Origin of the sequence: Achromobacter ruhlandii (genome assembly GCF_002082135.1) — a bacterium.
GTDB classification, from domain to species: domain Bacteria; phylum Pseudomonadota; class Gammaproteobacteria; order Burkholderiales; family Burkholderiaceae_B; genus Achromobacter; species Achromobacter ruhlandii.
On the sequence record NZ_CP017433.1, the window covers coordinates 2,329,672 to 2,356,231 of the forward strand.

Sequence of the window (26,560 nt, forward strand, 5' to 3'; positions counted from 1 at the left end):
GCGCAGGCTAGGCCGCGCCGGGCCAGTAGTGGCTGTCCGGCAACGCGCGCGCGCCGAATATCGCCTGGCCGACGCGCACGACGGTGGCGCCTTCCTCGATGGCGATCTCGAAATCGCCGGACATGCCCATCGACAGTTCGTCCAGGCTGATGCCGGCCGGCGCCTCCTGGCGCAGGCGGTCGCGCAGGCCGCGCAGCAGCACGAAGCACTGGCGCACGCGTTCGGCCTCGCGGGAGAACAGCGCCAGCGTCATGAAGCCGCGTACCCGCAGAGAAGAAAACGCGGGCAGTGCCTGGAGGAAGGCGGCCACCTCGTCGGGCGCCAGGCCATATTTGCTTGGCTCGCCGGAGGTGTTGACCTGCACATACACATCCAGCGCGCGGCCTTCCGCCTGCAGGCGCCGGTCCAGCGCTTCGGCCAGGCGCAGGCTGTCCAGGGCCTGGAACTCGCTGGCGAACTGCGCCATCAGCTTGGCCTTGTTGGTCTGCAAGTGGCCGATGACCGACCAGCGCAGGCCGGCCAGGTCCGTGGTGTTCTCCCATTTGCGATGGGCTTCCTGGATCTTGTTCTCGCCCAGCAGGCGGCAGCCGGCGGCATGGGCCAGCCGGATGCGCGATTCGTCCATGGTCTTGCTGACCGGCAACAGGCGCACGCTGGCCGGGTCGCGGTCGACGCGCCGGCAGGCGGCGTCCATGCGCGCGCGGATCGCGGCCAGGTTGCGGCGGAAGTCCTCGACGTTGAGGGCCTGGGGATAGCGGCCGTGCTGGTCGTGATGGGTCTGCGTATCGGGGGCGCCGGGCGCGTTCTCGGAAGAATCGGGCGGGAGCGTCATCATTTCACCATGTCCTTGCCGGCGGACTCAGGACGCGGCAGATCAATGTGGCGGGGCGGGCGGATGCGCCGCGGCAGGCGGCCATTGAGCGCGGCGTGGGCGAGCAAGCCGATCACCAGGCCCCAGAAGGCGCCGCCGATGCCGAACAGCTTGATGTTGGCGGCGGCCGCCAGGAAGGTGATGAGCGAGGCCTCGCGCGATTTGGCGTCGGCCAGCGCGCTGGCCAGGCTGCCGCCGATGGTGCCCAGCAGGGCCAGGCCCGCCAGCGTGGTGATGAACGTGGCGGGCAGCGCCATGAACACGGCGGCCAGCGTCACGCCGAACACGCCGACCAGGATATAGAAGATGCCCGCGGCGATGCCAGCGATCCAGCGCTTGGACGGATCGTCATGCGCTTCGCGGCCGGTGCAGATCGCGGCGGTGATGGCGGCCAGATTGAAGGCATGCGAGCCGAAGGGCGCCATCAGCAGCGACCCCAGCCCGGTGAGGGTGACGATGGGGTTGGCGCTGGTCTTGAATCCGTCATTGCGCAGCACCAGCATGCCGGGCATGTATTGGCCGGTCAGCGTGATGAGGAACAGCGGCAGGGCCACGCTCAGCAGGCCGTTGAGGGAGAACTCGGGCGCCGTGAAGACGGGGGCGGCGAACTCCAGCCGCAGCCCCGACAGGTCGACCCGGTCCTGCGCCAGCAGCAGCGCCAGGCCGGACACCAGGATACCGACCACGGCGTAGCGCGCGGTGTAGCGCTTGAGCGCGACGTAGGCCAGGATCAGCCAGCCCACCAGCAGCGGGTCCAGGCTCATGCCGCCGAAGGCGCCGATGCCGAAGGGCAGCAGGATGCCCGCCAGCAGGCCCGCGGCGACGCCCGGAGGAATCAAGCGGATGGCCTTGTCGAAACAGCCGGACAGCCCGAGCAGGACGAAGGCGGCGGCCGAGACCAGGTAGGCGCCGATGGCCTCGGCATAGGGCGTGGTCGCCAGGGCCGTGACCAGGAACGCGGCCGCAGGCGTGGACCACGCGGTGATGACCGGTTCGCGGCTGAGCCAGCTCAGCAGGATGCCGGTGACGCCCACGCCGATCGACACCGACCAGACCCAGGAGGCGGTCAGCGCCGGGCTGAGGCCGGCGACCTTGGCGGCCTGGAATACCAGGATGAAGGTGCCGCCGTAGTTGACGATGACCGAGATCAGGCCGGCGACGATGGCATGGACGAGATCGCGCGGGAACAGGGAAGAGGCGCTAGGCGATGACATGGGGGCGGTGGGAAGCGGGAAAGGTTGAACGGCAGACCACTTTGTAGCGCGGCATTGGACTGTCAAGGCAGTACACTTTGGCAATACGTGCCAGACCACTTTTTCGGCGCGACGACTTCTGCCTCGCCTGGAATGGCAGGCTGCCAGTGACACTTTCTCCGCCTGCGGGCAGGCTACATGAGCAAGACATTCGCGCTTGAGACGCTGAAAATCCGCATGGGCGACGCCGACCTGGCGCCGCTCGACCTGCACCTGCGCATCCAGCGCGCCTTGCGCGCGCTGGTGCTGGACGGCGACCTGGATCCCGGCGTGAAGCTGCCCGCCACCCGCGCGCTGGCGCAGTTGCTGGGGGTGGCCCGCGACACGGTCGAGAATGCCTACGTGCAGTTGCAGCGCGACGGTTTCATCGCGCGGCGCAAGGGCTCGGGCAGCTATGTGTCCGAGACCATCGGCACCGAACTGCGCGGTTCGGCGCGGCGCCGCGCCCCGCAGCGCGAACGCCGGGCGACGGCGCAACCGTCCGCGCCGGCGGCCGGCCTGAGCCGGCGCGGCCGCGCGATCTTCGACAGCGGCGGCGTGACCGACCAGCAGACGATCCAGGCATTCGCCACCGGGCTGCCCGAGACCCGCACCTTTCCGACGGACGTGTGGGAGCGCTTGCAGCGGCAGGTGATGAAGGACCATCGCGGCCATGTGCTGCTGCACGGCGATCCCCAGGGCGCCGAGCCCTTGCGCCGCGCGATCGCGACTTATCTGAACCTGGAGCGCGGCGCCCGGATCCGTGCCGAGCAGATCGTGGTGCTCAGCAGCACGCGGCAGGCGCTGTTCCTGTGCGCGCAGTTGCTGGCGGATGCCGGCAAGCCGATCCTGCTGGAGAACCCGGGCTACTTCGGCGCCCGCAAGGCGTTCGAGTTCGCCGAGGCCAGGGTGGTGCCGATCGACGTCGATGCGCACGGGATCCGCACCGACCTGCTGCGGGCCGACCGCAGCGGCGCCAGTTGCGTCTATGTGACGCCGTCGCACCAGTATCCGACCGGGGCGACGCTGTCGCTGGCGCGCCGGCTCGACCTGACCCGCTGGGCCGCCGAAAACGGCAAGTGGATCATCGAGGACGATTACGACAGCGAATTCCACTACGACGGCCTGCCGACCGCGTGCGTGCAAGGCCTGGACCGGCATGGCCGCACGATCTACCTGGGCACCTTCAGCAAGACGCTCTATCCTGGGCTGCGGATGGGCTACATGGCGCTGCCGGACGAGTTGGTCGGCGCCTTCAGCCGCGCGCGCAGCATCGTCGACGGCCATACGCCGCAGGTCCTGCAGCTGACGCTGGCGCGCTTCATGGCCGATGGCCATTACAACGCCCACGTGCGCGCCATGCGCAAGCTGTACGCCGGGCGGCGCGAGGCCATGCTGGAGGCGGTCGGCAAACACCTGGCGGGCGTGGCGCGCGCGCTGCGTCCCGAAGGCGGACTGCAGGTGCCGTGCCTGCTGGAGCCGGGATGGTCCGAGGCCGACACCATCCGCCGCGCCGCGCAGGCCGGCCTGGTGCTGCCGGGCCTGGCGCGCCTGTATGCGGGACCGCCCGCGCTGCAGGGCTGGCTGCTGGGCTATGCCTCGCTCAGCGCGCACGAGATCGACCTGGCCATGCGGCGCCTGGCGGTCGCGTTAAGGAAGAAGGGGTAGGAGGGGGCCTGGCGCCGCGGAAGGCGGTTGCCCGCGGACGGCCCGAGGCGCGGAATCAGCCCTTGCGCTTGAGGAAGGCGCCGACCCCGCAGGCCACGGCGATCGCCAGCAGGGCGCCGGCGATGGTCAGGAGGAAATCGGCTTCGCCATGGTAGCCGCCGCCGGTCACGCCGCCGGCAACGCTGCCCATCCAGATCACCGCGGTGACCAGCGTGCCGGTCAGGGCCAGCGCGGTGGCCAGGCACAGCGCGATGAACAGCGGCGTGCGCCGCGCGGGCGCGGGGCCCGTGGCGTAGCCGCCGCGGCCGCGGCGGGGTTGCATCACCATGAAGAACAGTGCCGCAACCACCGCGGCCAGCATCAGGATCTTGACGATCATGATGCCGCCCGCGTCTTAGTCTTCACGGCGCAGGTGCGGGAAGAGGATGACGTCGCGGATGCTGGGGCTGTCGGTCAGCAGCATGACCAGGCGGTCGATGCCGATGCCGCAGCCGCCCGTCGGGGGCATGCCGTATTCCAGCGCGCGGATGTAGTCGGCGTCGTAGTACATGGCTTCCTCGTCGCCGGCGTCCTTGGCCTCGACCTGCGAGCGGAAACGCTCGGCCTGGTCCTCGGGATCGTTCAGCTCGGAGAAGCCGTTGGCGATCTCGCGGCCGGTCATGAACAGCTCGAAGCGCTCGGTGATGCCCTCTCGGGTGTCGGAGGCGCGCGCCAGCGGCGACACTTCGACCGGGTAGTCGATGATGTAGGTCGGGTTCCACAGCTTGGCTTCAGCCGTTTCCTCGAACAGCGCCAGCTGCAGCGCGCCCAGGCCGGCGCGCGACAGCACCGGGCCGTCGGCGTCGGCGCCCAGCTTCTTGAGCTCGGCGCGCACGAAGGCCGGGTCGTCCAGTTGCGCCTGGGTGTAGCCCGGGGCGTACTTGAGGATGGCTTCGCAGATGGTCAGGCGGTCGAACGGCTTGGACAGATCCAGCTCGCGTTCCTGGTAGGTCAGCACGGCGCTGCCGGTGGCCGAGATGGCGGCCTGGCGGATCAGTTCCTCGGTGAAGTCCATCAGCCAGCGGTAGTCCGCGAAGGCCGCGTAGAACTCCATCATCGTGAATTCCGGATTGTGGCGCGGGCTCACGCCTTCATTGCGGAAGTTGCGGTTGACCTCGAACACGCGCTCGAAGCCGCCGACGATGAGGCGCTTGAGGTAGAGCTCGGGCGCGATGCGCAGGAACATTTCCATGTCCAGCGCGTTGTGGTGCGTGACGAAGGGCTTGGCCGCCGCGCCGCCCGGGATCGGGTGCAGCATGGGCGTTTCGACTTCGAGGAAGCCGGCGTTCAGCATGAACTGGCGGATGCTGCCCACGGCCTTGCTGCGCGCCTCGAAGGTGCGGCGCGTGGCGTCGGTCATGATGAGGTCGACGTAGCGCTGGCGGTAGCGCAGTTCCTGGTCGGCCACGCCGTGGAACTTGTCCGGCAGCGGGCGCAGCGACTTGGACAGCAGGCGCGCCGTGGCGGCGTGCACCGACAGTTCGCCCTTGTTGGTCTTGAAGACCGACCCTTCGACCGCGATGATGTCGCCGATGTCCCATTGCTTGAACGCGGCGTAGCTGTCTTCGCCCAGCGTGCCGCGGTCCAGGTAGATCTGGATGCGGCCGGTGCTGTCCTGCAGCGTGGCGAAGCTGGCCTTGCCCATGACGCGCTTGAGCATCATGCGGCCGGCGACCTTGACGGTGACGGGCGCGGCGGCCAGGGCTTCCTGCGTCTGGTCGTCGTACTTGTCGTGCAGGGCGGCGGCGCGGGCGTCGGGGACGAAATCGTTGGGATACGCGACCCCGGTTTCGCGCAGTTTGGCCAGCTTGGCGCGCCGTTCGGCGATCAAGCGGTTTTCATCCTGGGCGGTTGCCGGAGCGGTCGTGTGGTCGGTCATGGTCGGGGGATCAGTCGTAATTGCGGATGTCGTCGATTTCGGTGGCGCCGAAATCGTCGCGATCCAGGTAGGCGAGGATGCGGGAGGCCACGTTGGCGGGCGAAGACAGCTTGCCGGTGGCGTGGAAGTCCTGGAACTTGGCCAGCGCCGGGAAGCTCTTGGGATCGCTGGAACGGATGGCGGCCTGCATGTCGGTGTCGACGATGCCGGGGGCCAGCGAGACGACGCGCGCGCCGTTCTCGCCCTGTTCCTGCTTGACCACGCGCGAGTACATGTCGAGCGCGGCCTTGGTGGCGCAGTACACGCCCCAGCCGGCGTTGGGGTTGCGGCCGGCGCCGGACGAGATGTTGAGCACGCGGCGGTCGGCCTGGAGATCTTCGACCGCGGCCAGGAAGCGCGCGGTCAGCAGCATCACGGCCGTGACGTTCAGGTTGAAGGCGGCGGCAATCGCCGGACCGTCGATCAGCGCGTCGGTGCCGGACACGGGGTGCACGGTGCCGGCGTTGTTGATCAGCAGGTAGCGGCGGGCGTCGCGCGGCAGCGTGTCGCAGATGCGGCGCGCGGCCGCTTCCGCCGCGGCCAGGTCCGAGAGGTCCACGGACACCTGTTCAAGCTGCGCGTCCTGCGAGCGGGCGTAGGCGGCCAGCTCGGGGTCTTCGCGGCGCGCCAGGGTGATCAGGCGGGTGCCCGGTTTGGCCAGGCCGCGCGCCATGGCGGCGCCGATGCCGCGCGACGCGCCGGTGAGAATTGCGATGGTGTCGGACATGCGTGAACCCTCGGGGGACGGTGGACGGAAGTATCGCGGAACTTACACGCCTTGCTTGAGGCTGGCCTGGATGAAGGGATCCAGGTCGCCGTCCAGCACTTTCTGCGTGTTGGAGATTTCGACGTTGGTGCGCAGGTCCTTGATGCGGCTCTGGTCCAGCACATACGAGCGGATCTGGTGGCCCCAACCCACGTCGGTCTTGGAGTCTTCCAGTTTCTGCTGCTCGGCCATGCGGTTGCGCATTTCCAGTTCGTACAGCTTGGACTTGAGCATCTGCATCGCTTCGGCGCGGTTGCGGTGCTGCGAGCGGTCGTTCTGGCACTGCACCACGATCCCGGTCGGGATGTGCGTCAGGCGCACGGCCGAGTCGGTCTTGTTGATGTGCTGGCCGCCCGCGCCCGAGGCGCGGTAGGTGTCCACGCGCAGGTCGGCCGGGTTCACTTCGACTTCGAAGGAATCGTCGACCTCGGGGTAGACGAACACGCTGGCGAACGAGGTGTGGCGCCCGCCCGACGAGTCGAACGGGCTCTTGCGCACCAGGCGGTGCACGCCGGTTTCCGTGCGCAGGTAGCCGAAGGCGTACTCGCCCTCGAGCTTGATGGTGGCGGACTTGATGCCGGCCACTTCGCCCTCGGATTCTTCCAGCACTTCGGCCTTGAAGCCCTTGCGCTCGGCGTACTTGAGGTACTGGCGCAGCAGCATCGAGGCCCAGTCCTGCGCTTCCGTGCCGCCCGCGCCGGCCTGGATGTCCAGGAAGCAGTTCAGGGGATCGGCCGGGTTCGAGAACATGCGGCGGAACTCCAGGCTTTCCAGCTTTTCCTGGAAGCCATTGGCGTCCTGCTCGATGGATTCGAGGGTGGCGTCGTCGTTGTCGGCGGCGGCCAGTTCGAACAGTTCGTTGGCGTCGGCCAGGCCCGTGCCGAGCGCGGCGAGGGTCTCGACCACGTCCTCGAGGGATTTCTTTTCACGGCCCAGATCCTGGGCGTGCTTGGGGTCGTTCCAGACCGCCGGGTCTTCGAGCTCGGCGTTTACGACCTGCAGGCGTTCGGTTTTGGCATCGTAGTCAAAGATACCTCCGTAGAGCCTGTTCGCGCTCCGCGTAGTCGGCGAGGCGGGCTGCGAGCTGGTTCTGACGTTCGGCTTCCATGATGATTCCTGATGACTTTTGTGCGAAACCGGGCATTTTACCGTGTAAGACGCCGGCCCGTGGGGCCGGCCGGGCCACCGGGGGGACGGATGACGGCAAAAACCGTCCCGGCAAGGAGCCGCCCGATTCCGTCGGTTCGTTCTAGGGGTTTGCGCGCAGAGCGCATATTTGTTCAGTTTTTTGTCAACTATGGGGTTCTAGGCTTGGTCTGCCGGCCCATATGTCCCCGCTGGGGGCGCGGGACCGGCAAGGCGCCGGCAAACAGCCGGCCTTTCCCGTGAGAGGAGGAGACGTTGATGGAACACACTATGGCCCCCGGGGTCTCGCCGGCGATCCCGGCGGCTGAGGAGGACCGGATCTACCGCAAAGTGGGGTGGCGGCTGGTGCCGCTGTTGGTCGTCTGCTATGTCGTGGCCTACCTGGACCGCGTCAACGTGGGCTTCGCCAAGCTGCAGATGCTGCAGGAACTCCAGTTCAGCGAGACGGTGTACGGGTTGGGCGCGGGGATATTCTTCATCGGCTATTTCCTGTTCGAGATTCCCAGCAACATCATTCTCCACAAAGTCGGCGCGCGGGTGTGGATCGCGCGCATCATGATCACCTGGGGCATCATCTCGGCCTGCATGATGTTCGTGACCAGCGTGCACATGTTCTATTTCCTTCGCTTCCTGCTGGGCGCGGCCGAGGCGGGTTTCTTCCCGGGCATCATCCTCTATCTGACCTACTGGTATCCGGCCGCCCGGCGCGGGCGCATCACCACTTTCTTCATGACCGCGGTGCCCATGTCCGGGCTGATCGGCGGCCCGATCTCCGGCTGGATCATGAATACGTTCCACGGCGACCATGGCCTGTCGGGCTGGCAATGGCTGTTCCTGCTGGAAGGCATTCCTTCCGTGATCATCGGCGTGCTGGTGCTGATCTACCTGGATGACCGCATCAACAAGGCCAAGTGGCTGACCGCGAGCGAGAAGGCGGTGCTGATCCGCAACATCGCGGCCGAGGAGCAGCACAAGGAGGACCCGCCGATCCGCGCCGCGCTGGCGCGCCCGCGCGTTTGGGCCATGGCGCTGATCTACTTCTCCTTCGTGATGGGCCTGTACGGGGTGGGATTCTGGATGCCGACGCTGATCAAGAGCACCGGCGTGCAAAGCCCGCTGGCGATCGGGCTGTTGACGGCCGTGCCGAACCTGTTCGCGGTGATCGGCATGATCCTGATCGCGCGCAACTCCGACCGCAACCGCGAGCGCCGCTGGCACGTGGCGATCCCGGCGCTGTTCGGGGCGCTGGGGCTGCTGTTCTCGGCGGTCTGGAGCGGCAACACGGTGCTGGCCATCCTGGCGCTGACGGTGGCCAACATCGGCATCTGCACGGTGCTGCCGCTGTTCTGGAGCCTGCCGACCGCGCTGTTGGGCGGCACCGCCGCCGCGGCCGGGATCGCGCTGATCAACTCGGTAGGCAACCTGGCGGGCTTCGTCAGCCCCTACCTGGTGGGTTGGCTCAAGGACATGACCGGCACCACCAACACCGGCCTGTACATGCTGTCGGCGTGCCTGGTGGTCGGCGCGCTGGTGGCGCTGGCGCAGCCGGCCAGGCTGGTCAACAAGTAGCGTAGCCGCGCGCGCGGGCCGCCGCTTGATGGGGCCGCGAGCGAAACGGGCGCATCCGCAAGGATGCGCCCGTTTTCTTTTACGGCGCCGAGCGTCATTTGGTCTGGCTTCGAGGCGACAGCGAAACTTTCCGCCCGTTTTGTGCCGAAAATGCCGAGGCGTATTGCGTTAATGAATCATTCTCATTAACACATTTTCCTCCGGCAATTTTGCGGCCCGGCCGCGGTCATTCTGACCGCAGCGGCCGCGGAGTTCAAAACGATCATGACCCCTGCTTCCTCGCGCGCCGTTTTCCGCCCACCGACCCGGTCCACCCGGAGTCACACCGGCTCCAGGCGTTTCATTCCCCGCAAAACCACCACTGCCCTCTACGTCGCCCTGGCGCTCTCGGGACAGGCGGCGGGCGTGCATGCGGCGGAAGTGCCAGGGGAAACGCCCGCGAACCGTGCCGCCACGCAGAACATCCTGCTGACCAAGGACAACACGCCGTTCTTGGCGGCGCAGCCCCCCGGACTGAATGGCAGCAACGGCAGTGGTGCCGGGCTGCCCTATGCGTCCGCGACCGATGGCGAGACGGCGTATGTCTTCACCACGCAAGACGGTTCGCTGCGCGGCAATAACGTGGTGCGGGTAAACGGCCCGCTGGTCGGTGGCGCGGCGGGGAACGCGGCCGTCAAGGCTGGCGAAAATGGCGCCCGCGGCGCAGACGCCATTCATGGCAGCAATCTTCGGATCGTCATTGGTGGCGGTTCAGTCAGGGGCGGCGCAGGCAGCCATGGCATGAATGGCCGCGGCGCTGTCGAGGGAGGCGCTTCGCCGGTGAAGGGCGGCAATGGTGGCGATGGCGGTGCCGCCATTGTGGGCAGCGACCTGGACATTGTGTTTACCGATGCCACGCCCGCAGGATCAATCAGCGCTGGAACGCCCGGTTTTGGGCGGCAGGGCATTGGTACGGCAGGAGGCGAGGCCCAGGAAAGCGGGGTCCATGGCCGCTATGGGGAGGCTCTCCACTTCACCGGCGGCAACAACCTGCTCATGCTTGAGCGAGGATCCACCATCAACGGCAGCGTGGTGCTGGATGCGCCTGTCGGCTCATCCAGCAGTTCGCTGCATATCTTGAATAATGCGGCAGAGTGGATTGATTTGAATGGAACGTACCAAACAGGTTTCGCCGACATCAAGCAAGGGCCACAGCGCAGTAAGCTGGCGGCCACCTTGTTTCCCGCCGACGATTCGGCTGCCGTGATAAATCGCATGCGCATGCCGCAACTCGCCATTGGCGAGGGCGCTACGCTGATGGTGTCGGGAAAGGGCTTGACCCGGATCGGCGACCTGGTCTTCAAGGATGGCAGCAACTTCTCTGTCATTGCCCGCAGCACGCTCAAAGGCGACGGCACGAAATCCAGCAGTCCGGAAAGTCTGCGGCTTATCCTCAATAACAGCAAGGCCACCATCAGTAGAACCGGCACGACGTTCAACCTGGCCGGTATCACCGATGGCAGCGCGACCGATCAGTTGCTGTTTGTTACCCAGGATCAAGTCGAATCGGAAGTCTTCGTCGAGGGCGATTTCGCCAAGACCGCCGTCGGCGGCATTGTCGTCACCGACACCTCGCCGGTTGATTACCTGACGTTCGCATCCGGCATTGCAATGGGCGGGGAGCGGACCCAAGAGGAGGTCGATAAGCAGGATACATTCGGCGGGATGCTCCCGCTCCTGCCTGTGATACCGGCCCATCCCATCGGCTACCAGGCCTCCTACAAGCTCAGTTGGCTCGAAGACCCCGCCAAGGCACACGGTACCTTCACGATTGCCGAAGGCGGCGACTTTACCCTGGGCGCGGCGCTGAGCGACATCAAGGACCTTCCGGCCTCCAACAAATGGGATGGCAAGAGCCTGACCAAAGCCGGCCCGGGCGTGTTGCAGTTGACGGCGGCGAACCTTTACACCGGCGCCACCACGATCTACGGGGGCGTGCTGAAGACCGGGATCGCGGACGCGTTTGCAAAAAGCAGCGAGCTGACGATTGGCCCAAGTGCCACGTTGGACCTTGGCGGATTCTCCCAGGCCGGGAGCGAAGACAGGGTCATCACCAACAACGGCAGCATCCTGTTCAACAGCCTGAATGCCGGCAAGGCGGGCACAAATTCGGTGAGCCTGACCGGTAACCTGATCAATGCCGGCACGCTCGATCTCGACAACGGCGACGATACCGTTGGCAAGACGTTGCGGATCATTGGCAATTGGACTGGCAGTGCCGACAGCCTGATCAAATTGGCCGCCGCCCTCGGCAACGGCGACGCCAGTGTCACCGACAAAGTCGAAATCACGGGCGCCGCCACCGGCTCCACCAAAGTCCAGGTGCGCAATATCAATGGCGCGGGGACGACCGGCACCACAAACGGCATCACCCTGATCACCGCTGGCGAAGATAGCGCGAGCGGCGCCTTCACCTTGAGCGCCGGCCCCCTCACTGCCAACGGCCTGGTCTATTCGCTCCTGAACAAGGCCGATTCGGCCAACCAGAAAGTCTGGTATCTGAGCAGCGCCAAGGATGAGGATGGCGATGTGCCTTCGGCCGCCCCACCTGTTCCCGGGTCGCAGGAAGTCCCGCCTGCAGCCCCGCAGCCGGACCTTGACAATGTCACCCTTCCCACGATCGCGGCGGGCACCACGCTGCCGTTCGATTTCTCCAGGGAGCTGACCGCCGAAGAGAAGGCGAAGTACGCCGTCAATGCAGAGGGAGACATGATCTTCGCCGAGGGCGTGACCCTCGACATGACGATGCCCGGCATCACCGAGGCAGAGAAAAGCGGCGTCGGGATCGCAAGCGTCACCGGCGCCATCAAGGGCGATTTGCCCAAGGTCACCCTCAATGGCGCGGCGCAGCCCGACTACTTGACGGCCAATGTCTCCAAATCGCAGGACGGCAAGACCCTGCAAGCCGGCTACAAACTCAGCTGGAACGAAACGGCCGATCAGGCGCACGGCACCTTCACCGTTGGCAGCGGCAGCTTCGCGCTTGGCGCGGCGCTGGCCGACGCGGGCGCGAACACCATCAGCGCCACGCCCTGGGATGGCAAGACCCTGACCAAGAACGGCGCGGGTACGCTGGTATTGGCAGCCCGCAACCGCTACACCGGCGACACGATCATCAACCAGGGCGAACTGAAAGCCGGCGCCGAAAATGCCTTTGCCAGCAGCGCCAATCTGACGATTGCGGAGGGGGCCAGGCTCAACCTGGGCGGCTATGCGCAATCCGTGGGCGGCAACACTCCCGGCACCATCACCAATCGCGGCATCATCGCGTTCAACGACAGGGGCGAGGGCACGCAGGGCGCCAGCCCGATGAGCCTGACCGGCAACGTCAGCAATGCAGGCACGCTCGAACTCGACACCGGCGACGGCACCGTTGGCAAGACCTTCCAGGTCCAGGGCGATTGGGTCGGCGGCGCCGGCAGCTTGATTTCCCTGACCGCCATGCTGGCCGGCGACGACAGCATCACCGACAAAGTCGACATCACTGGCGCGGCCACCGGCACCACCCGGGTCAAGGTCCGCAATGTCGGCGGCGCGGGGGGCGAAACCACCGCCGATGGCGGTATCACCCTCATCACCACCGGCAGCAGCCTGGCCAATGCCTTCGTGCTGGACAGCCCGGTCACCGCGGGCGGCTTCGTCTACAAGCTCCGGCAAGGCAGGAAGGACGCAACGGGCAAGATCAACGAGGGCATTTGGGTGCTGAGCAGCTTGGCGGACACGTTCATTTCGACGATTCCGTCAACAAAGCCGCTCACCCTCACGACAGGGGAGGCGCTTGGCGCCGACAACCTGAAGGATTACATCAATGAAGATGGAAACCTGAATATCGCCGCTGGCGACCCCATCAAGCTGACCGACGCCCATCCGCCTGCCAGCAGCGAAGCGCTGGACACGCCCCAGGTGATCCTGACCCTGCCAGCCACGGGGCCGGCCGGCAACGACACCAACGGCATTCATCTCAACGGCACGCCCAGCGTCACCGTCTTCGATGCGCGCGCGACCGAGATCGATTACCTGACGCCTCGTCTCCAGGTCGCGACGGGCGACGCCAAGAAGCTGGAGCTCAGCTACAAGCTCCGTTGGAATGAGGACGACAAGAACAAATCGAGCGGCAACTTCACCATCGCCGAAAACGGCGCGTTCAAACTGGCGACGGCGCTGGCCGATGTGGCGGGGGTTGACGCGACCACCAACGATTTCAAGTGGGACGGCAAGACCCTGACCAAAAAGGGCGCGGGCACGCTGGAGCTGGCGGCCGCCAGCACCTACACCGGCGCCACCACCGTCGAGGCGGGCACGCTCAAGACCGCGGTCGCCAACGCAATTGCCAAGACCAGCAATGTGACCATCCGGCCGGGCGCCAGGCTCAATCTGGGGGCGACGAACCAGAACTTCGCCGGGATCGAGAACCAGGGGACCCTGGTATTCAACGACGTTCAAGCCAACGGGAAGCCGGTATCCACGCCGGTCACCCTTAAACTCGGCACCGACGGCGTGCGGGGCAAGTTCCTCAACAGCGGCACGCTCAACCTCAAGAACTGCGACACGTGCGCCCTCCAGACCTTTACCATCGATGGCGATTGGGAAGGCAGGGACGGCAGCGCGGTGACGCTGGGCGCGGTGCTGGGCGACGACAGCAGCCCCGCCGACCAGCTCATCATTCAAGGCGTGGCCAGCGGCAAGACCCTGGTGACCGTCGAAAATGAAGGCGGCGCGGGTGGTCAAACCGTGGACGGCATCACCCTTATCACCGTCGCCGGGGGCGCGAGCGGCACCGATACCTTCGTGCTTGCCAACGACGTCACCGCGGGCGGGTATGTCTATTCGCTCAACAGCAAGGAAAACAGCGAGAATAAAGCCAACGGCATCTGGTATCTGACCAGCGCCAAGCAAGCGTCACCGGGCTCCGACGACATCCGCGATCATAACGTCAGCCCCTTGTTCGGCGCCTATGCCAGCAACCTGCTTGCGGCGAACACGCTGTTCAACACCAGCTTGAGCGATCGCGAAAGCGGCGAATCCGTGGACCCGGTCACCGGCGCGCGCGGCCGGGTGTGGGCCCGGGTTGCCGGGGGAACCACGCACGGCATGATGTTCGACGGTGAAAACCGCTTCAGTGCCGACCGCAGCCTGCTGCAATTGGGGGGCTCGATCATCGCCGGCAGTATCAACGGCCGGGATGCATGGCGTTTCGGCATCATGGCGGGCCATGGCCAGCAACGCAGCAAGACCCGCAACGCCGCCACCGGCAACGCCCGTGGCCAGGTGGACGGCTATAGCGCCGGCGTGTATGGCACCTGGTACCAGGACGGCCAAAGCCATCGCGGCGCCTACGTCGATGGTTGGCTGCTTTACAACGACTTCAACAACAGCGCTCAAGGCAGCGGCCTCAAGGAGAAGTACAAGGCCGAGGGTGTGACCGCCTCGATCGAGGCCGGCTATGCCATCGACATGGCGTCGTTCGGCAATGGCGGCGGCCGCGAACACCGCTTGAGCGTGCGGCCCCAGGCGCAGATCATGTATGGCGGCGTCAAGGCCAGGACTTTCGTGCAGCAGGACGCGGGCCCGACCGTGGTCAAGGGCGAAGGCGATGGCAACATCCAGACGCGCCTCGGGGCTCGCCTGGCCATGGTCAGCAAATCGGCCGCCGCTGGCGCCAGCCTTGCCGGCCAGGTCGAAACCGCGCTCGAATTGAACTGGTTGCACAACACCAACAAGTATGGGGTCGCGATGGGCGCCAATCGCAACTGGATTCTGGGCGCGGAAAACGTCGGCGAAGCCAGGATCGGCGTTTCGGGCAACCTGAGCGACAACCTCGCGCTGTCAGCCAACGTCACCCATCAACAGGGCGACCACGGCTATCGCGACACCCAGGGCGGCCTGAGCCTGAAGTACCGGTTCTGAGCCGGGAAGGATGCGCCCAGCCAGGGCGCATCCTCATGGCTGCGAGGGGACACAGCCAGTCCGCGCGGCGGCGGGCGCCGGGCGGGGCAACCTCACCCGGCGTGTTCAATCACCAACTGCACCGACACCATCCCGTTCCACACGTTCTGCTCCAGCCGGTAGGCCGCCTGGATGCGTTCGGGCAAGGACTGGTCGTGGCCGAACCAGATGGCGTCGAAGCGCTGCTGGCCGCGTTCGAGCGACAGTTTCAGGTGCTTTTCGCCGACCAGGCGCTGGTTGCGCACCACGAACTCGTCCAGGAACAAAGGCGCGGCAAAACCCGCGCCCCAGACCTGCTGCTGCAGCAGGCCGGCGACTTCGGCGTTGGCGTACCCGGATTCGAGCGAGCCGTCGGTCTCGATGACCGGCTCGAAGCTGTCGCGTCCGGTCAGTTCGCGCACGGCGGCATCGAAGGCGGGGGCGAAGGCCGGGAAATCCTGGCAGCCCAGCGTCAGGCCGGCCGCCATGGCGTGGCCGCCGAACTTGCGGATCAGGTTGGGGTGGCGCTTGGACACCAGGTCCAGCACGTCGCGCAGGTGCACGTCGGGGATCGAACGGCCCGAGCCGCGGATCTCGTCGTCGCCGGCCGGCGCGAAGGCCAGGGTGGGGCGCCAGAATTTCTCTTTCAGGCGCGAGGCCACCAGGCCGACCACGCCCTGATGCCAGCCCGGGTCGAACACGCACACCGTGGCGCCGGGCGCGGCGTCGGGCGCCTCCATGGCGGCCAGCGCCTGCTCGCGCATCTCGGCCTCGATGGTGCGGCGCTCGCGGTTGATGTTGTCCAGCTCGCGCGCCATCTCCAGCGCCTGGGCCTCGTCGTCGGTGGTCAGGCAGGCGATGCCCAGGCTCATGTCTGCCAGGCGGCCGGCGGCGTTGATGCGCGGGCCCAGCGCGAAGCCCAGGTCGAAGCCGTTGGCGGCGCGCGGCTCGCGGCCCGCCACGGCGAACAGGGCGCGCAGGCCGGGCTGCAGGCGGCCGCTGCGCATGCGCTGCAGCCCCTGCGTCACGAGCAGGCGGTTGTTGGCATCGAGCTTGACCACGTCGGCCACGGTGCCCAGCGCCACCAGGTCGGACAGCGCGTCCAGGCGCGGCCCGCCATCGGGGGCGTAGACGCCGCGGCGGCGCAGCTCCGCGCGCAGCGCCAGCATCATGTAGAAGATGACGCCGACGCCGGCCAGGTTCTTGGACGGGAAGCCGCAGCCCGGTTGGTTCGGGTTGACGATGGCCAGGGCGTCCGGCAGCGTGTCGCCGGGCAGGTGGTGGTCGGTGATCACCACGCCGATGCCGGCGGCGTTGGCCGCGGCCACGCCGTCGACGCTGGCGATGCCGTTGTCCACGGTGATGATGATGTCGGGCTTGCCGGCGCGATGGCGGCAGGCCAGCTCGACCACGGCGGGCGACAGGCCGTAGCCGGTCTCGAAGCGGTTCGGCACCAGGAAGTCGACGTCGGCGCCCATGGCCGACAGGGCGCGCAGGCCGACGGCGCAGGCGGTGGCGCCGTCGCAGTCGTAGTCGGCCACGATCAGCAGTTTCTTGCCGGCCTGGATGGCGTCGGCCAGCACGCCGGCGGCGTGCGCCGAATGCGTCAGGCCGGCCGGCGGCAGCAGGGCGGGCCAGGCCAGCTTGGTCTGGTCGGGATGGGTGACGCCGCGCGCGGCCCACAGGCGCGCCAGCAGCGGGTGGATGCCCGAGGCTTCCAAGGCGTGGCAGGCGGCGAGGTCGGCGCGGCGGACGGTTAAGCGGGGTGAGACCACCAGGCGCTCCAGTTTTTCTTGGGCGCGGGCAGCAAGCCGAGCAGGCCCCCGCGCGGTTTCAGGGTGAGGGTGGCGCTGCGATCGTCGCCCAGCAGCAGCAGCTCGGCGGGCTGGTCCGGCAGGCCCTTGGGGCCGGCCAGCGCTTGCAGGCGCTGCTCTAGCGCGGCCAGGGCATCGAGCCAGGCGGCCCAGTCGCCGGCGCGTTGCGGGGCATCCAGTTCAGTCATGACCTGTTCCGGGCCGGCCGGGCGCATGGCCCACGGCTTGCCGCCGCCATACAGCCACAGGGCGTTGACGGGCGGCAGGCCGCGCGCGGCGCGCGATTCGTTGGCGGGATGCTCGTGCCAGGACATCTGGATCTCGTTGAGCAGCCGACGCCAGGGCCGGGTTTCGGCATCCTGGCGCCACCAGTCGTTCAGGCGCTGGCCCGCCACCGCCAGCGGGCTGGCGGTCTGGGGCCGCAGGCCGTCCGGCAGGCGCAGGCGCCAGCGGGCGGCCGTCAACGGTTCGACGGCGAAGCCGGTGTCTTCGAACAGCGGGCGGGCGGTCTCCAGCAGCGCGGCGCTTTCGGCGTCGCGCAGGTCCATCTGGGCCGGGTCGAGCAGGGTGGCCTGGTCGGTGCCCAGGGCCAGGTGGACCAGTTCGGCCAGCCAGACGGGGCCGTCGCCGGCCTGGCCGCCGGCCAGCAGCGGGCCCAGTCCGGCGCCCGGCAGCAGGCCGGGTTCCGTGGCGTAGCCGGCCCGGCGCAGTTGCCAGGCTTCGAATGCGGTACAGCCCTGGGTACGGATGTCGTGGGCCTGGACCCGGGCGCTGCCGGCCTGCAGCCAGCGGTGCAGCGTGGGCGCGCGCTCGGGCAGCAGCTTGGCCAGTTCTGCGGCGACGGGAAGGGTGGGCAAGGCGCCCGGGATGACGATCAGCATGGCCGGGATTGTAGTCGCTGGCCGGACCCGGACCCAGGCCGGGAACTAAGCCCGGCCCCGGCTGCCATAGCTTGTCACGGCTTGTCTTCCATTCCCGCATTCCGGGGACGGTTTTGCGGCTGGTTAATGCCATAATGCGCTCGTGCTGAAAATACCCTACGAACTCTGGATCGGCGCCCGCTATGCCGGGCTGGCCCGCATCCGCCAGCGACGCGGCCGCCGCGATCGCTTCATCTCTTTCATCGCCGCCAGTTCCATGGCAGGCATCGCGCTGGGCGTCGCCGCCCTGATCGTGGTGCTGTCGGTCATGAACGGTTTCCAGAAAGAGGTCCGTGACCGCATGCTGTCGGTGCTGCCGCACATCGAGCTCTACATCCCGGGCGCCGCGCCCGAGCGGGTGCTGGAGCAGTGGCAGCAGTTCGCCGACGCCGCCAAGCGCAACCCCGAGGTCAAGGCCGGCGCGCCGTTCGTGGCGGCTCAGGGCATGCTGGTGCGCGGCCAGGCCCTGCGCGGGGTCCAGGTGCGGGGCATCGACCCGGCCACCGAAGGCAACGTCTCGGACCTGCCGCGGCAGATGGTGGCGGGCAAGCTGACCGACCTGAAGCCGGGCGGCTTCGGCGTGGTGCTGGGCAACGAGCTGGCCGACGGCATGGGCGTGAAGGTGGGCGACACCTTGCTGATGCTGGCGCCGCAGGGCTCCATCAGCCCGGCCGGCTTCGCGCCGCGCATGCGCCAGTTCACCGTGGTCGGCGTGTTCTCGTCGGGCCACTACGAATACGATTCCTCGCTGGCCTTCGTCGACAACGACGATGCCGCCAAGGTCTTCCGCGAGAGCGGCACCGCCGGCGTGCGCCTGCGCATCGCCGACATGCAGAAGGCGCCCGAGGTGGCGGCCGAGCTGCGCAACGTGCTGCCGCCGTACGTCATGGCGAGCGACTGGTCGCGCAACAACCGCACCTGGTTCGCCGCCGTGCAGACCGAAAAGCGCATGATGTTCCTGATCCTGGCGCTGATCGTCGCGGTGGCCGCGTTCAACCTGCTGTCGTCGCTGGTGATGGCGGTCAAGGACAAGCAATCGGACATCGCCATCCTGCGCACGCTGGGCGCGGGGCCGGGCGAAGTGGCGCGCATCTTCCTGGTGCAGGGCGCGCTGATCGGCGTCATCGGCACGCTGCTGGGCGTGGCGGGAGGCATCCTGATCGCCTACAACGTTGACGTGATCGTGCCGTTCATCGAGCGTCTGCTGGGCGTGCATTTCCTGCCGCGCGAGATCTATTTCATCAGCGCCTTGCCGTCCGACCCGCAGGTGGGCGACATCGTGACCATCGGCGTAACGTCCCTGGTGCTGTCGCTGCTGGCGACCTTGTATCCCAGCTGGCGCGCTTCGCGCCTGCAACCCGCACAGGTGCTGCGCCATGATTGATTCCCTGTCTCCGGCGCTGCAGGCCGACAACCTCGTCAAGGTCTACGACGAGGGGCCGGCCCGCATCGAGGTGCTGAGCAATGTCAGCCTGAGCGTGGCGCGCGGCGAGATGGTCGCCATCGTCGGCGCGTCCGGTTCCGGCAAGAGCACGCTGCTGCATATCCTGGGGCTGCTGGACGTGCCCACCAGCGGTTCGGTGTCGGTCGACGGTCAGTTGGCCGTGGGGCTGTCCGAGGCCAGGAAGAGCCAGGTGCGCAACCGCAGCCTGGGCTTCGTCTACCAGTTCCACCACCTGCTGCCGGAATTCTCGGCGCTGGACAACGTCGCCATGCCGCTGATCGTGCGCCGCGAGAACCGCGACAAGGCCCGCGAAGCGGCGCGCGAGGTGCTGGGCCTGGTCGGCCTGGCGGCGCGCGAAGGCCATTACCCGGGCCAGCTGTCGGGCGGCGAACGCCAGCGCGTGGCGCTGGCGCGCGCGCTGGTGACGCGGCCGGTGTGCGTGCTGGCCGACGAACCCACCGGCAACCTGGACCGCCACACCGCGCATAACATGTTCGAACTGTTGACCCGCGTCAACCGCGAGTCGGGCACGGCATTTGCGATCGTGACCCACGATCCCGAGCTGGCGGCGCGCGCCGACCGCCAGCTGCTGATGGAAAACGGCCGGCTGGTCTCGGGCTGACGCCCTCGGCCGGTCCGTGGGCCGGGCGGCGCGATGATTGTGCAGGAAACCCGGGCAAGGAGGCCGCGCCCATGCTGATCGACACCCATTGCCACCTGGACGCCGCCGAGTTCGATACCGATCGTAGCGAGGTCATCGGACACGCGCTTGAAGCCGGCGTCCAGGCCATCGTCATCCCCGCCGTTGAACGGGCCAATTTTGCCGTCGTGCGGGAGCTTGCCGGGCAGGTGGCCGGCGGCGCCTACGCGCTGGGCATCCATCCTCTTTATGTGCAGCGCGCCGACGATGCCGATCTGGACGCCCTGCGCGACGCCATCCGGCAGTCGCTGGGCGATCCGCGTTTCGTCGCCATTGGCGAGATCGGGCTGGATTTCTTCGTGCCGGAAATCGCCTCGGGCGAGCCGCGCGCGCGGCAGGAACGTTTCTACGCCGCCCAACTGGCCATGGCGGCGGAATTCAAGCTGCCGGTGCTGCTGCATGTGCGCAAGTCGCAGGACATCCTGCTGAAGTACCTGCGGCGCCACGAGCGTATCGGCGGCATCGCGCATGCCTTCAATGGCAGCGCCCAGCAGGCCCAGGCCTTTGTCGAGCAAGGCTTCGCGCTGGGGCTGGGCGGGGCCATGACCTACGAGCGGGCATTGCAGATCCGCCGCCACGCCACCGACGTCGACCTGCGCCACCTGGTGCTGGAGACCGACGCGCCGGATATCCCCCCGGCCTGGCTGCATCCGCCGCAGCGGCGCAACCGGCCTGGCGAGCTGGCCCGCATCGCCCAGGTGCTGGCCGGACTGCGCGGTATCACGCCGGCGCAGGTGGCGCAGGCGACCACGGCCAATGCGCTGCGGGTGTTGCCGCGGCTGTCGGCCGCGATCCTGGCCGACGACTGATGCCGGGCGACTGCTCACCGACGCCCTATGCCGGGCGACTGCTCATTGACCACTGATCATTGGCGCTTGATCCGCGACGCCTGATCCCTGGCGATTGCTCAACGGCGACTGCTCGCCGACGTCTGATCCGGGGCGGCAGATCACCGACGACCGATCACCGGCGACTGATCACCGACGACTGATCACCGGCGACCGACCACCGACGACCGATCACCGACGACGGGTCCCCGACGACCGATTCCTGACGACGGATTCCCGGCGACTGGCGAAGCGCCGCGCGGGTCAGGCGGCCATGCGCGGCAGTTCGATGCGCACGCTCAGCCCGCGCGGCGCGACGTTGCGCGCCGAAATGCGACCCTTGTGGGCCGCCACGGCGGCCCGCGCGATGCTCAGGCCCAGCCCGGCGCCGCCGTGGGGCGTGCCGGCGGCCGGAGCGCCCTGGTAGAACGGCTCGAACAGGTAGGCCAGTTCCTTTTCCGGCACGCCGGGCCCGTTGTCCTCGATTTCCAGGCAGGCTTCGCCGGCGTCGGCCAGCAGGCGCACCTGGATCGCGCCGCCCGCCGGCGCGAAACGCAGGGCGTTGCGCAGGGTGTTTTCGATGGCGCTGGCCAGGCTGTCGCGGTCGGCCGCGATGCGCAGCGGCGGCGGACGGTGCCAGCCGATGGCGATCTGGCGTTCGCCGGCCTCGAAGCGCGCATCCTGCACCACGTCGTCGACCACGTCCGCCAGGTCCAGCGTTTCGGTGGGCAGGGGCAGGGCGCCCATGCGCGCCAGCCGCAGGGTGCTGCCCACCAGGCCGTCCAGGCGCTCGCATTCGCGTTCCATGCGGTCCAGCTGCAGGTCCTGGCGCTCGTCCTTGCGGCGCGCCAGTTCCACGCCCAGGCGCAGCCGCGCCAACGGCGAGCGCAGTTCGTGGGCGATGTTGCGCAGCAGTTGCTCGCGCGTATCGACCAGCGCTTGCAGGCGGCTGGCCATGGCGTCGAAGTCGCGCGCCAGCAGGCCCAGTTCGTCCTGGCGCCGCGACAGCGCGTCGGGGGTGCGGGTGTCCAGCCGGCCGGCGGCCAGGGCGCGCGCGGCGCCGCGCATTTGCTCCAGCGGCGCGGCCACGTGGCGCGTCAGCGCCCAGCAGAAGGGGGCGGTGATGGCCAGCGCGAACAGCAGCAGGCCCAGCGCCACCGGCGTCAGTCCCAGCACTTCCCAGTGCGAGGAGTCGAACGGCAGGAACAGCATCAGCAGTTCACGGTTATCCGGCAATGTCAGCAATTGCGGATCCCACCATGACACGCGCACCGCGGCCGGATCGGCGGGGACGTCGATGGAGGCGGCGATCAGGCCCGGATCGGGCGCGGCGCGGAAGGCCGCGAGCCAGTCGTCCAGGCGGGTCGGCAATCGGCGGCCGAGGATGTCGCGGTCGTGCGTGTCGACGATATAAATCTTGAGCGCCGAATAGCGCGCATCCATGGCCTCGACCCAGCGCCGCAGGCCGTCAGCGCCTTCGCCGCGGGCGATCTGGGCTGCGTCGCGAGTGAGGTTGCCGGGGTTCAGGCCGTCGAGCGAATCGACGCGGTACCAGGCCACCGCGGCGGTCAGCATCATGCCGCAGACCGTGATGACGGCCATCGCGCCCCAGAAGGTCAGGAAGGCGCGCCAGAACAGGGAGCGGACGGGCAGCCAGCGCATCAGGCCGCGCCGGCCAGCACGTAGCCCAGTCCGCGCAGGTTGCGGATGGCGGGCGCGTCGGCGGCCTGGTCCAGCTGCAGTTTCTTGCGCAGGCTGCTGATGTGGGTGTCGATGCTGCGGTCGTAGCGTTCGGCGGCGCGGCCCAGCGCGTACAGGCTGATCTGTTCGCGTGGCACTACCTGGCCGGGGGCGCGCATCAGGATTTCGAGGATGCGCTGTTCGGCGCCGGTCAGCAGCACTTCCTGCTCGCCCAGGCGGGCGAGGCCGCTGGCGGCGTCCAGCGATAGCGCGCCGACGTTCAGCTCGGGCGGGGAGGGGGCGGGCTTTTCCTCGAAGCGGCGCAGCACGGCGCCGATGCGGGCCTTGAGTTCGCGCGGACCGAAGGGCTTGGCCAGGTAGTCGTCCGCGCCCAGTTCGAGTCCCAGCACCCTGTCGGTTTCGCCGCCGTGGGCGGTGAACATGATGACGGGGCGGCGCGAGTGGCGGCGCAGATGGCGCAGCAGATCGAGGCCGCTGCCGTCCGGCAGCATCAGGTCGAGCAGCACCAGATCGAAGCAATCTTGCATTGCAAGTGGCAGACCTTGGGCGCTGTTGTGCGCCAGGGTCAGTTCGATGTGGCCGGGCTCTAGGTACTCGCGCAGCATCAATGCCAGGTCGACGTCGTCGTCGATCAACAGGATGCGGCGTGTGGCCATGGGGGTGGGTATGGGCATGCGCTTGGGTGCTGTTGCCACGGCAGCATAGCGGGTCGCCGGCGGCAGAAGTGTCAAGAAGTGCGAAGAAAGTAAAAGTTGCGGAAAGCGTGTTGCAGCTCACGGTTTGCCTCAATTCTAATATGAGAATAGTTTTCATTAAAAATTGAAGCGGACAGGGCGGCGCGCGGGGCGCGGCCCTTCCGGGACGGGAGAGTCTGAAATCATGAGCTGCAACGATCTGGCCGCGCGCCGCGCATTCGGCCCGCGTACCGGCCTGGCTGTCGCCTTGTGCGCCAGCGGCCTTGCCGCCGGTCATCCGGTCTTGGCGCAATCGGCCCCGCCGGCTGACGCCAGGACGCTGGATACCGTGGTGGTGACGGCCAGCGGCTACGAGCAGCAGATCCAGGACGCGCCGGCCTCGATCAGCGTGATCACGCGCCAGGATCTCGAAAAGAAGTTCTACCGTGATGTCACCGACGCGCTGGTCGAAGTGCCGGGCGTGGTGGTCACCGGCGGCGGCGACCGCCAGGACATCAGCCTGCGCGGCATGGGCCCCAAGTACACGCTGATCCTGATCGATGGCAAGCGCCAGAACTCGCGGGAAACCCGCACCAACTCCGATTCCGGCGGCGTCGAAGGCGGTTGGACGCCGCCGATCTCGGCCATCGAGCGCATCGAGGTGGTGCGCGGGCCGATGTCGTCGCTGTATGGTTCCGACGCCATGGGCGGGGTGATCAACATCATCACCCGCAAGGTGCCCAACGAGTGGGGCGGTGAAGTCCGCATGGACACCACCATCCAGGAAAGCAGCAGGTCCGGCGACATCTACCAGGGCAACTTCTACCTGGCGGGCCCGATCAAGAATGACCTGCTGGGCCTGCAGATCTACGGCCAGGCGACCCAGCGCGACGAAGACAGGATCGTCGACGGCTACCGCAAGCGCAACGCCACCAACATCACGGCCAAGCTGGCGCTCACACCCAACCGCGACCACGACATCGTGCTGGAAGCCACGTCCAGCCGCCAGAAATACGAGAACACGCTGGGCAAGACCGTGGCCCCGCTGGCCCCGGGCGTGGCCTGCGCGCGCACGGGTTGCCCGGCCTCGTCGGAAACCGACTACCGCAGCAACAAATGGGCGCTGTCGCACACCGGCCGCTGGGGCTGGGGCGTGTCCGACAGCTACGTGCAGCAGGAAGAGTTCGACAACCGCTCGCGCCAGATGAAGATCAAGAACCTGGACCTGCAGACCAGTTGGACGCTGCCGCTGGGTTCGCACATGCTGACCCTGGGCGGCACCTACCTGACGCAGCGCCTGACCGACCAGACCGGCAACCAGCTCGCCGGCGGTCCCAGCAAGGTGGAGCGCTACCAGTGGGCGCTGTTCGCCGAGGACGAATGGCGCCTGGTCGAAAGCTTCGCGCTGACCGGCGGCCTGCGCATGGACCAGGACGAGAACTTCGGCAGCCATTTCAGCCCGCGCCTGTACGGCGTGTGGCACATGGCCGAGCGCTGGACCCTGAAGGGCGGCGTATCCACCGGTTTCCGCGCGCCCGACCTGCGCCAGACCGTGGCCGGCTGGGGCCAGGTCAGCCGCGGCGGCAACATGTACGGCAACCCCGACCTGACGCCCGAGAAGTCGGTGACCCAGGAACTCGGCCTGCTGTATGACGACGGCGAGGGCTTCAATGCCGGCCTGACCCTGTTCAACAACAACTTCAAGGACAAGATCACCCGCGTTGCCTGCCCGCTATCGCAATGCACCGACGGCCCCAACCAGTTCGGCTCCAACCCCACCACCTACATGAACGTGGACAAGGCGGTGTCGCGCGGCGTCGAGGCCAACCTGAAGCTGCCGCTGGGCCGCGACTGGTCGCTGACCAGCAGCTACACCTTCACCAAGTCGGAACAGAAGTCCGGCCAGTACCAGGGCCAGCCGCTGAACCAACTGCCCAAGCACCTGTTCACCACCACGGTCAACTGGCAGGCCTCCGACGCGCTGGAAGCGTGGGCCCGCGTCAACTACCGCGGCAAGGAAAGCCAGCCGATCACCGGCCCGTCCTCGACCTCGCTGGTGGCGCCGTCGTACACCTTCGTCGACCTGGGCGGCTCCTACGCCGTCAACAAGAAGGTGTCGGTGTACGCCGGCATCTACAACCTGTTCGACAAGCAGGTCGGCTACGACGACTACGGCTACGTCGAGGACGGCCGCCGTTATTGGCTGGGCGTGGGCGTGAAGTTCTGAGCCCGCGCGCAACAACCGGGACGCGCCGCCGCCTGGCGGCGTTCCCGCAACCTGGAGAGACAAGCATGACGATGAAGCAAACCTTGGCAGGGCGCGCCGGCCGCTGGCTGGCGTGTGCCACCACGGCCATGGCCCTGGGCGCCGCCAGCGCCCCGAGCCTGGCCCAGGACGCGGCCCGGAGCGTGCCGGTCAAGCACGCGCGCGGCGAGACCGCCGTGCCGTCCAACCCGACCAAGACCGTGGTGCTGGACCTGGCGGTGCTCGACACCCTGCACGCACTGGGCGTGGACGTGGCCGGCGTGCCCAGCGCCGCCAAGCTGCCGCCGCAGCTCGCCCAGTACGCCGACAAGCGCTATCTCAAGGTCGGCAGCATGTTCGAGCCCAACTACGAGGTAATCCACGCGGCCCAGCCGCAGGTGATCTTCGTGGCCGGCCGTTCGGCGCCCAAGTACGACGAGTTGGCCAAACTGGCGCCCACGGTCGACCTGACGGTTGACGCCAAGGACCTGGTCGGCAGCGTCACGCGCAACACCGAAACGCTGGCCGCCATCTATGGCAAACAGACCCAGGCCAGGGAAAAGCTGGACGCGCTGCGCGCCTCGATCACGGCGCTGCATGGCCAGGCGGGCAAGGCAGGCACCGCGCTGATCGTGCTGACCACCGGCGGCAAGATGAGCGCCTATGGTCCCGGCTCGCGCTTCGGCGTCATTCATGACGCGTTCGGCTTCGCGCCCGCCGCCAAGGACCTGAACGTGTCGAACCACGGCCAGGCGATTTCGTTCGAGTTCATTGCCCAGACCGATCCCGACTGGCTGTTCGTGATCGACCGCGACGCCGCCATCGGCCGCGAGGGCACCTCGGCCCAGCGGATGCTGGACAACGACCTGATCCGCCCCACCAAGGCCTGGAAGCAGCAGCGCGTGGTCTATCTGAACGGCTACAACTGGTACCTGCTGGGCAGTGCCGGCCTGACCGCCATGCAGCAGAACGTGGACGATATCGCCCGCGCGCTGTCGGGCGCCAAGCCGGACGCCAAGTAAGCGCATGGTCCATCGGATGGCGTCGGAGTCGGCCGGGTGA

18 protein-coding genes are annotated in these 26,560 nt (G+C 67.7%); 8 read left to right on the forward strand and 10 right to left on the reverse strand.

Annotated features, from left to right (window positions below; genetic code table 11):
- Positions 1–7: 7 nt before the first annotated feature.
- Positions 8–835, reverse strand: a complete 828-nt coding sequence (locus AruCF_RS10620) for a YggS family pyridoxal phosphate-dependent enzyme (RefSeq protein ID WP_172803081.1) — start codon at positions 833–835, stop codon at positions 8–10.
- The gene (locus AruCF_RS10625) at positions 832–2,085 is read right to left on the reverse strand and encodes a benzoate/H(+) symporter BenE family transporter (RefSeq protein ID WP_083036697.1); all 1,254 of its coding nucleotides are present in this window, start codon (positions 2,083–2,085) and stop codon (positions 832–834) included. The genes AruCF_RS10620 and AruCF_RS10625 overlap by 4 nt, the downstream gene beginning before the upstream one ends.
- Positions 2,086–2,262: 177 nt before the next feature.
- Between AruCF_RS10625 and pdxR the strand changes: the two genes are divergently transcribed.
- Positions 2,263–3,771, forward strand: coding sequence for a MocR-like pyridoxine biosynthesis transcription factor PdxR (gene pdxR / locus AruCF_RS10630; protein WP_049073201.1), 1,509 nt, complete (start codon positions 2,263–2,265; stop codon positions 3,769–3,771).
- A gap of 55 nt (positions 3,772–3,826) precedes the next feature.
- Here the strand turns inward: pdxR and AruCF_RS10635 are convergent, their stop codons facing one another.
- From AruCF_RS10635 to prfB, 4 genes are all read right to left on the reverse strand, one after another.
- Positions 3,827–4,150, reverse strand: coding sequence for a hypothetical protein (locus AruCF_RS10635; protein ID WP_049073202.1), 324 nt, complete (start codon positions 4,148–4,150; stop codon positions 3,827–3,829).
- Between the two features lie 15 nt (positions 4,151–4,165).
- Positions 4,166–5,689 carry a lysine--tRNA ligase gene (gene lysS / locus AruCF_RS10640; RefSeq protein WP_049073203.1) on the reverse strand — a complete coding sequence of 508 codons (1,524 nt, stop codon included), beginning with the start codon at positions 5,687–5,689 and terminating at the stop codon, positions 4,166–4,168.
- Between the two features lie 10 nt (positions 5,690–5,699).
- The gene (locus AruCF_RS10645) at positions 5,700–6,455 is read right to left on the reverse strand and encodes an SDR family oxidoreductase (RefSeq protein ID WP_049073204.1); all 756 of its coding nucleotides are present in this window, start codon (positions 6,453–6,455) and stop codon (positions 5,700–5,702) included.
- Positions 6,456–6,497: 42 nt separating this feature from the next.
- Positions 6,498–7,602 (reverse strand): peptide chain release factor 2 gene (gene prfB, locus AruCF_RS10650; protein ID WP_100503574.1). Its coding sequence is split into 2 segments (ribosomal slippage): positions 6,498–7,520 and positions 7,522–7,602, totalling 1,104 coding nucleotides; the frame shifts between segments, so codons are not numbered across the junction.
- Between the two features lie 296 nt (positions 7,603–7,898).
- On the opposite strand from prfB, the gene AruCF_RS10655 reads away from it, so the two are divergent.
- Positions 7,899–9,209, forward strand: a complete 1,311-nt coding sequence (locus tag AruCF_RS10655; protein ID WP_049073206.1) for an MFS transporter — start codon at positions 7,899–7,901, stop codon at positions 9,207–9,209.
- Positions 9,210–9,473: 264 nt separating this feature from the next.
- Positions 9,474–15,155 (forward strand): autotransporter outer membrane beta-barrel domain-containing protein, encoded by a 5,682-nt coding sequence (locus AruCF_RS10660; RefSeq protein ID WP_080977393.1) that lies wholly within the window; start codon positions 9,474–9,476, stop codon positions 15,153–15,155.
- A gap of 92 nt (positions 15,156–15,247) precedes the next feature.
- Here the strand turns inward: AruCF_RS10660 and recJ are convergent, their stop codons facing one another.
- On the reverse strand, positions 15,248–16,948 hold the full coding sequence (gene recJ, locus AruCF_RS10665; protein WP_049073208.1) for a single-stranded-DNA-specific exonuclease RecJ: 1,701 nt from the start codon (positions 16,946–16,948) through the stop codon (positions 15,248–15,250).
- The gene (locus AruCF_RS10670) at positions 16,930–17,868 is read right to left on the reverse strand and encodes a hypothetical protein (protein WP_049073209.1); all 939 of its coding nucleotides are present in this window, start codon (positions 17,866–17,868) and stop codon (positions 16,930–16,932) included. The genes recJ and AruCF_RS10670 overlap by 19 nt, the downstream gene beginning before the upstream one ends.
- A gap of 190 nt (positions 17,869–18,058) precedes the next feature.
- On the opposite strand from AruCF_RS10670, the gene AruCF_RS10675 reads away from it, so the two are divergent.
- The 3 genes from AruCF_RS10675 to AruCF_RS10685 all read left to right on the forward strand — a co-directional run bounded on the left by AruCF_RS10675 (position 18,059) and on the right by AruCF_RS10685 (position 20,860).
- Positions 18,059–19,291: a lipoprotein-releasing ABC transporter permease subunit gene (locus AruCF_RS10675; RefSeq protein WP_231891605.1), complete on the forward strand. Its 1,233-nt coding sequence runs from the start codon at positions 18,059–18,061 to the stop codon at positions 19,289–19,291.
- Complete coding sequence (locus tag AruCF_RS10680) at positions 19,284–19,973, forward strand: ABC transporter ATP-binding protein (protein WP_049073211.1); 690 nt, start codon at positions 19,284–19,286, stop codon at positions 19,971–19,973. Before AruCF_RS10675 ends, AruCF_RS10680 begins: the two co-directional genes overlap by 8 nt.
- 71 nt (positions 19,974–20,044) lie before the next feature.
- Entirely contained in the window at positions 20,045–20,860 is an 816-nt protein-coding gene (locus AruCF_RS10685) for a TatD family hydrolase (RefSeq protein WP_049073212.1), read from the forward strand.
- A 282-nt stretch (positions 20,861–21,142) separates the two neighbouring features.
- Here AruCF_RS10685 and AruCF_RS10690 read toward each other — a convergent pair whose 3' ends face one another.
- Both AruCF_RS10690 and AruCF_RS10695 read right to left on the reverse strand, forming a co-directional pair.
- Positions 21,143–22,540: a sensor histidine kinase gene (locus AruCF_RS10690; RefSeq protein ID WP_049073213.1), complete on the reverse strand. Its 1,398-nt coding sequence runs from the start codon at positions 22,538–22,540 to the stop codon at positions 21,143–21,145.
- On the reverse strand, positions 22,540–23,253 hold the full coding sequence (locus tag AruCF_RS10695; RefSeq protein ID WP_063570041.1) for a response regulator transcription factor: 714 nt from the start codon (positions 23,251–23,253) through the stop codon (positions 22,540–22,542). The genes AruCF_RS10690 and AruCF_RS10695 overlap by 1 nt, the downstream gene beginning before the upstream one ends.
- A gap of 205 nt (positions 23,254–23,458) precedes the next feature.
- Between AruCF_RS10695 and AruCF_RS10700 the strand changes: the two genes are divergently transcribed.
- A complete protein-coding gene (locus tag AruCF_RS10700; protein WP_049073215.1) occupies positions 23,459–25,480 on the forward strand; it encodes a ligand-gated channel protein in 2,022 nt (673 codons plus the stop codon).
- A 65-nt stretch (positions 25,481–25,545) separates the two neighbouring features.
- A complete protein-coding gene (locus AruCF_RS10705; protein ID WP_144419117.1) occupies positions 25,546–26,520 on the forward strand; it encodes a siderophore ABC transporter substrate-binding protein in 975 nt (324 codons plus the stop codon).
- The last annotated feature ends 40 nt before the right edge of the window (positions 26,521–26,560 follow it).

What these genes read in the sequence shown, in the direction of transcription:
- AruCF_RS10670 (WP_049073209.1), bottom strand. Translation starts at nt 17,868, where the DNA reads ATGCTGATCGTCATCCCGGGCGCCTTGCCCACCCTTCCCGTCGCCGCA.
- AruCF_RS10680 (WP_049073211.1), top strand. Translation starts at nt 19,284, where the DNA reads ATGATTGATTCCCTGTCTCCGGCGCTGCAGGCCGACAACCTCGTCAAG.
- pdxR (WP_049073201.1), top strand. Translation starts at nt 2,263, where the DNA reads ATGAGCAAGACATTCGCGCTTGAGACGCTGAAAATCCGCATGGGCGAC.
- AruCF_RS10705 (WP_144419117.1), top strand. Translation starts at nt 25,546, where the DNA reads ATGACGATGAAGCAAACCTTGGCAGGGCGCGCCGGCCGCTGGCTGGCG.
- AruCF_RS10655 (WP_049073206.1), top strand. Translation starts at nt 7,899, where the DNA reads ATGGAACACACTATGGCCCCCGGGGTCTCGCCGGCGATCCCGGCGGCT.
- AruCF_RS10625 (WP_083036697.1), bottom strand. Translation starts at nt 2,085, where the DNA reads ATGTCATCGCCTAGCGCCTCTTCCCTGTTCCCGCGCGATCTCGTCCAT.
- AruCF_RS10660 (WP_080977393.1), top strand. Translation starts at nt 9,474, where the DNA reads ATGACCCCTGCTTCCTCGCGCGCCGTTTTCCGCCCACCGACCCGGTCC.
- AruCF_RS10635 (WP_049073202.1), bottom strand. Translation starts at nt 4,150, where the DNA reads ATGATCGTCAAGATCCTGATGCTGGCCGCGGTGGTTGCGGCACTGTTC.
- AruCF_RS10620 (WP_172803081.1), bottom strand. Translation starts at nt 835, where the DNA reads ATGATGACGCTCCCGCCCGATTCTTCCGAGAACGCGCCCGGCGCCCCC.
- AruCF_RS10695 (WP_063570041.1), bottom strand. Translation starts at nt 23,253, where the DNA reads ATGCCCATACCCACCCCCATGGCCACACGCCGCATCCTGTTGATCGAC.
- lysS (WP_049073203.1), bottom strand. Translation starts at nt 5,689, where the DNA reads ATGACCGACCACACGACCGCTCCGGCAACCGCCCAGGATGAAAACCGC.
- AruCF_RS10700 (WP_049073215.1), top strand. Translation starts at nt 23,459, where the DNA reads ATGAGCTGCAACGATCTGGCCGCGCGCCGCGCATTCGGCCCGCGTACC.
- AruCF_RS10685 (WP_049073212.1), top strand. Translation starts at nt 20,045, where the DNA reads ATGCTGATCGACACCCATTGCCACCTGGACGCCGCCGAGTTCGATACC.
- AruCF_RS10690 (WP_049073213.1), bottom strand. Translation starts at nt 22,540, where the DNA reads ATGCGCTGGCTGCCCGTCCGCTCCCTGTTCTGGCGCGCCTTCCTGACC.
- AruCF_RS10645 (WP_049073204.1), bottom strand. Translation starts at nt 6,455, where the DNA reads ATGTCCGACACCATCGCAATTCTCACCGGCGCGTCGCGCGGCATCGGC.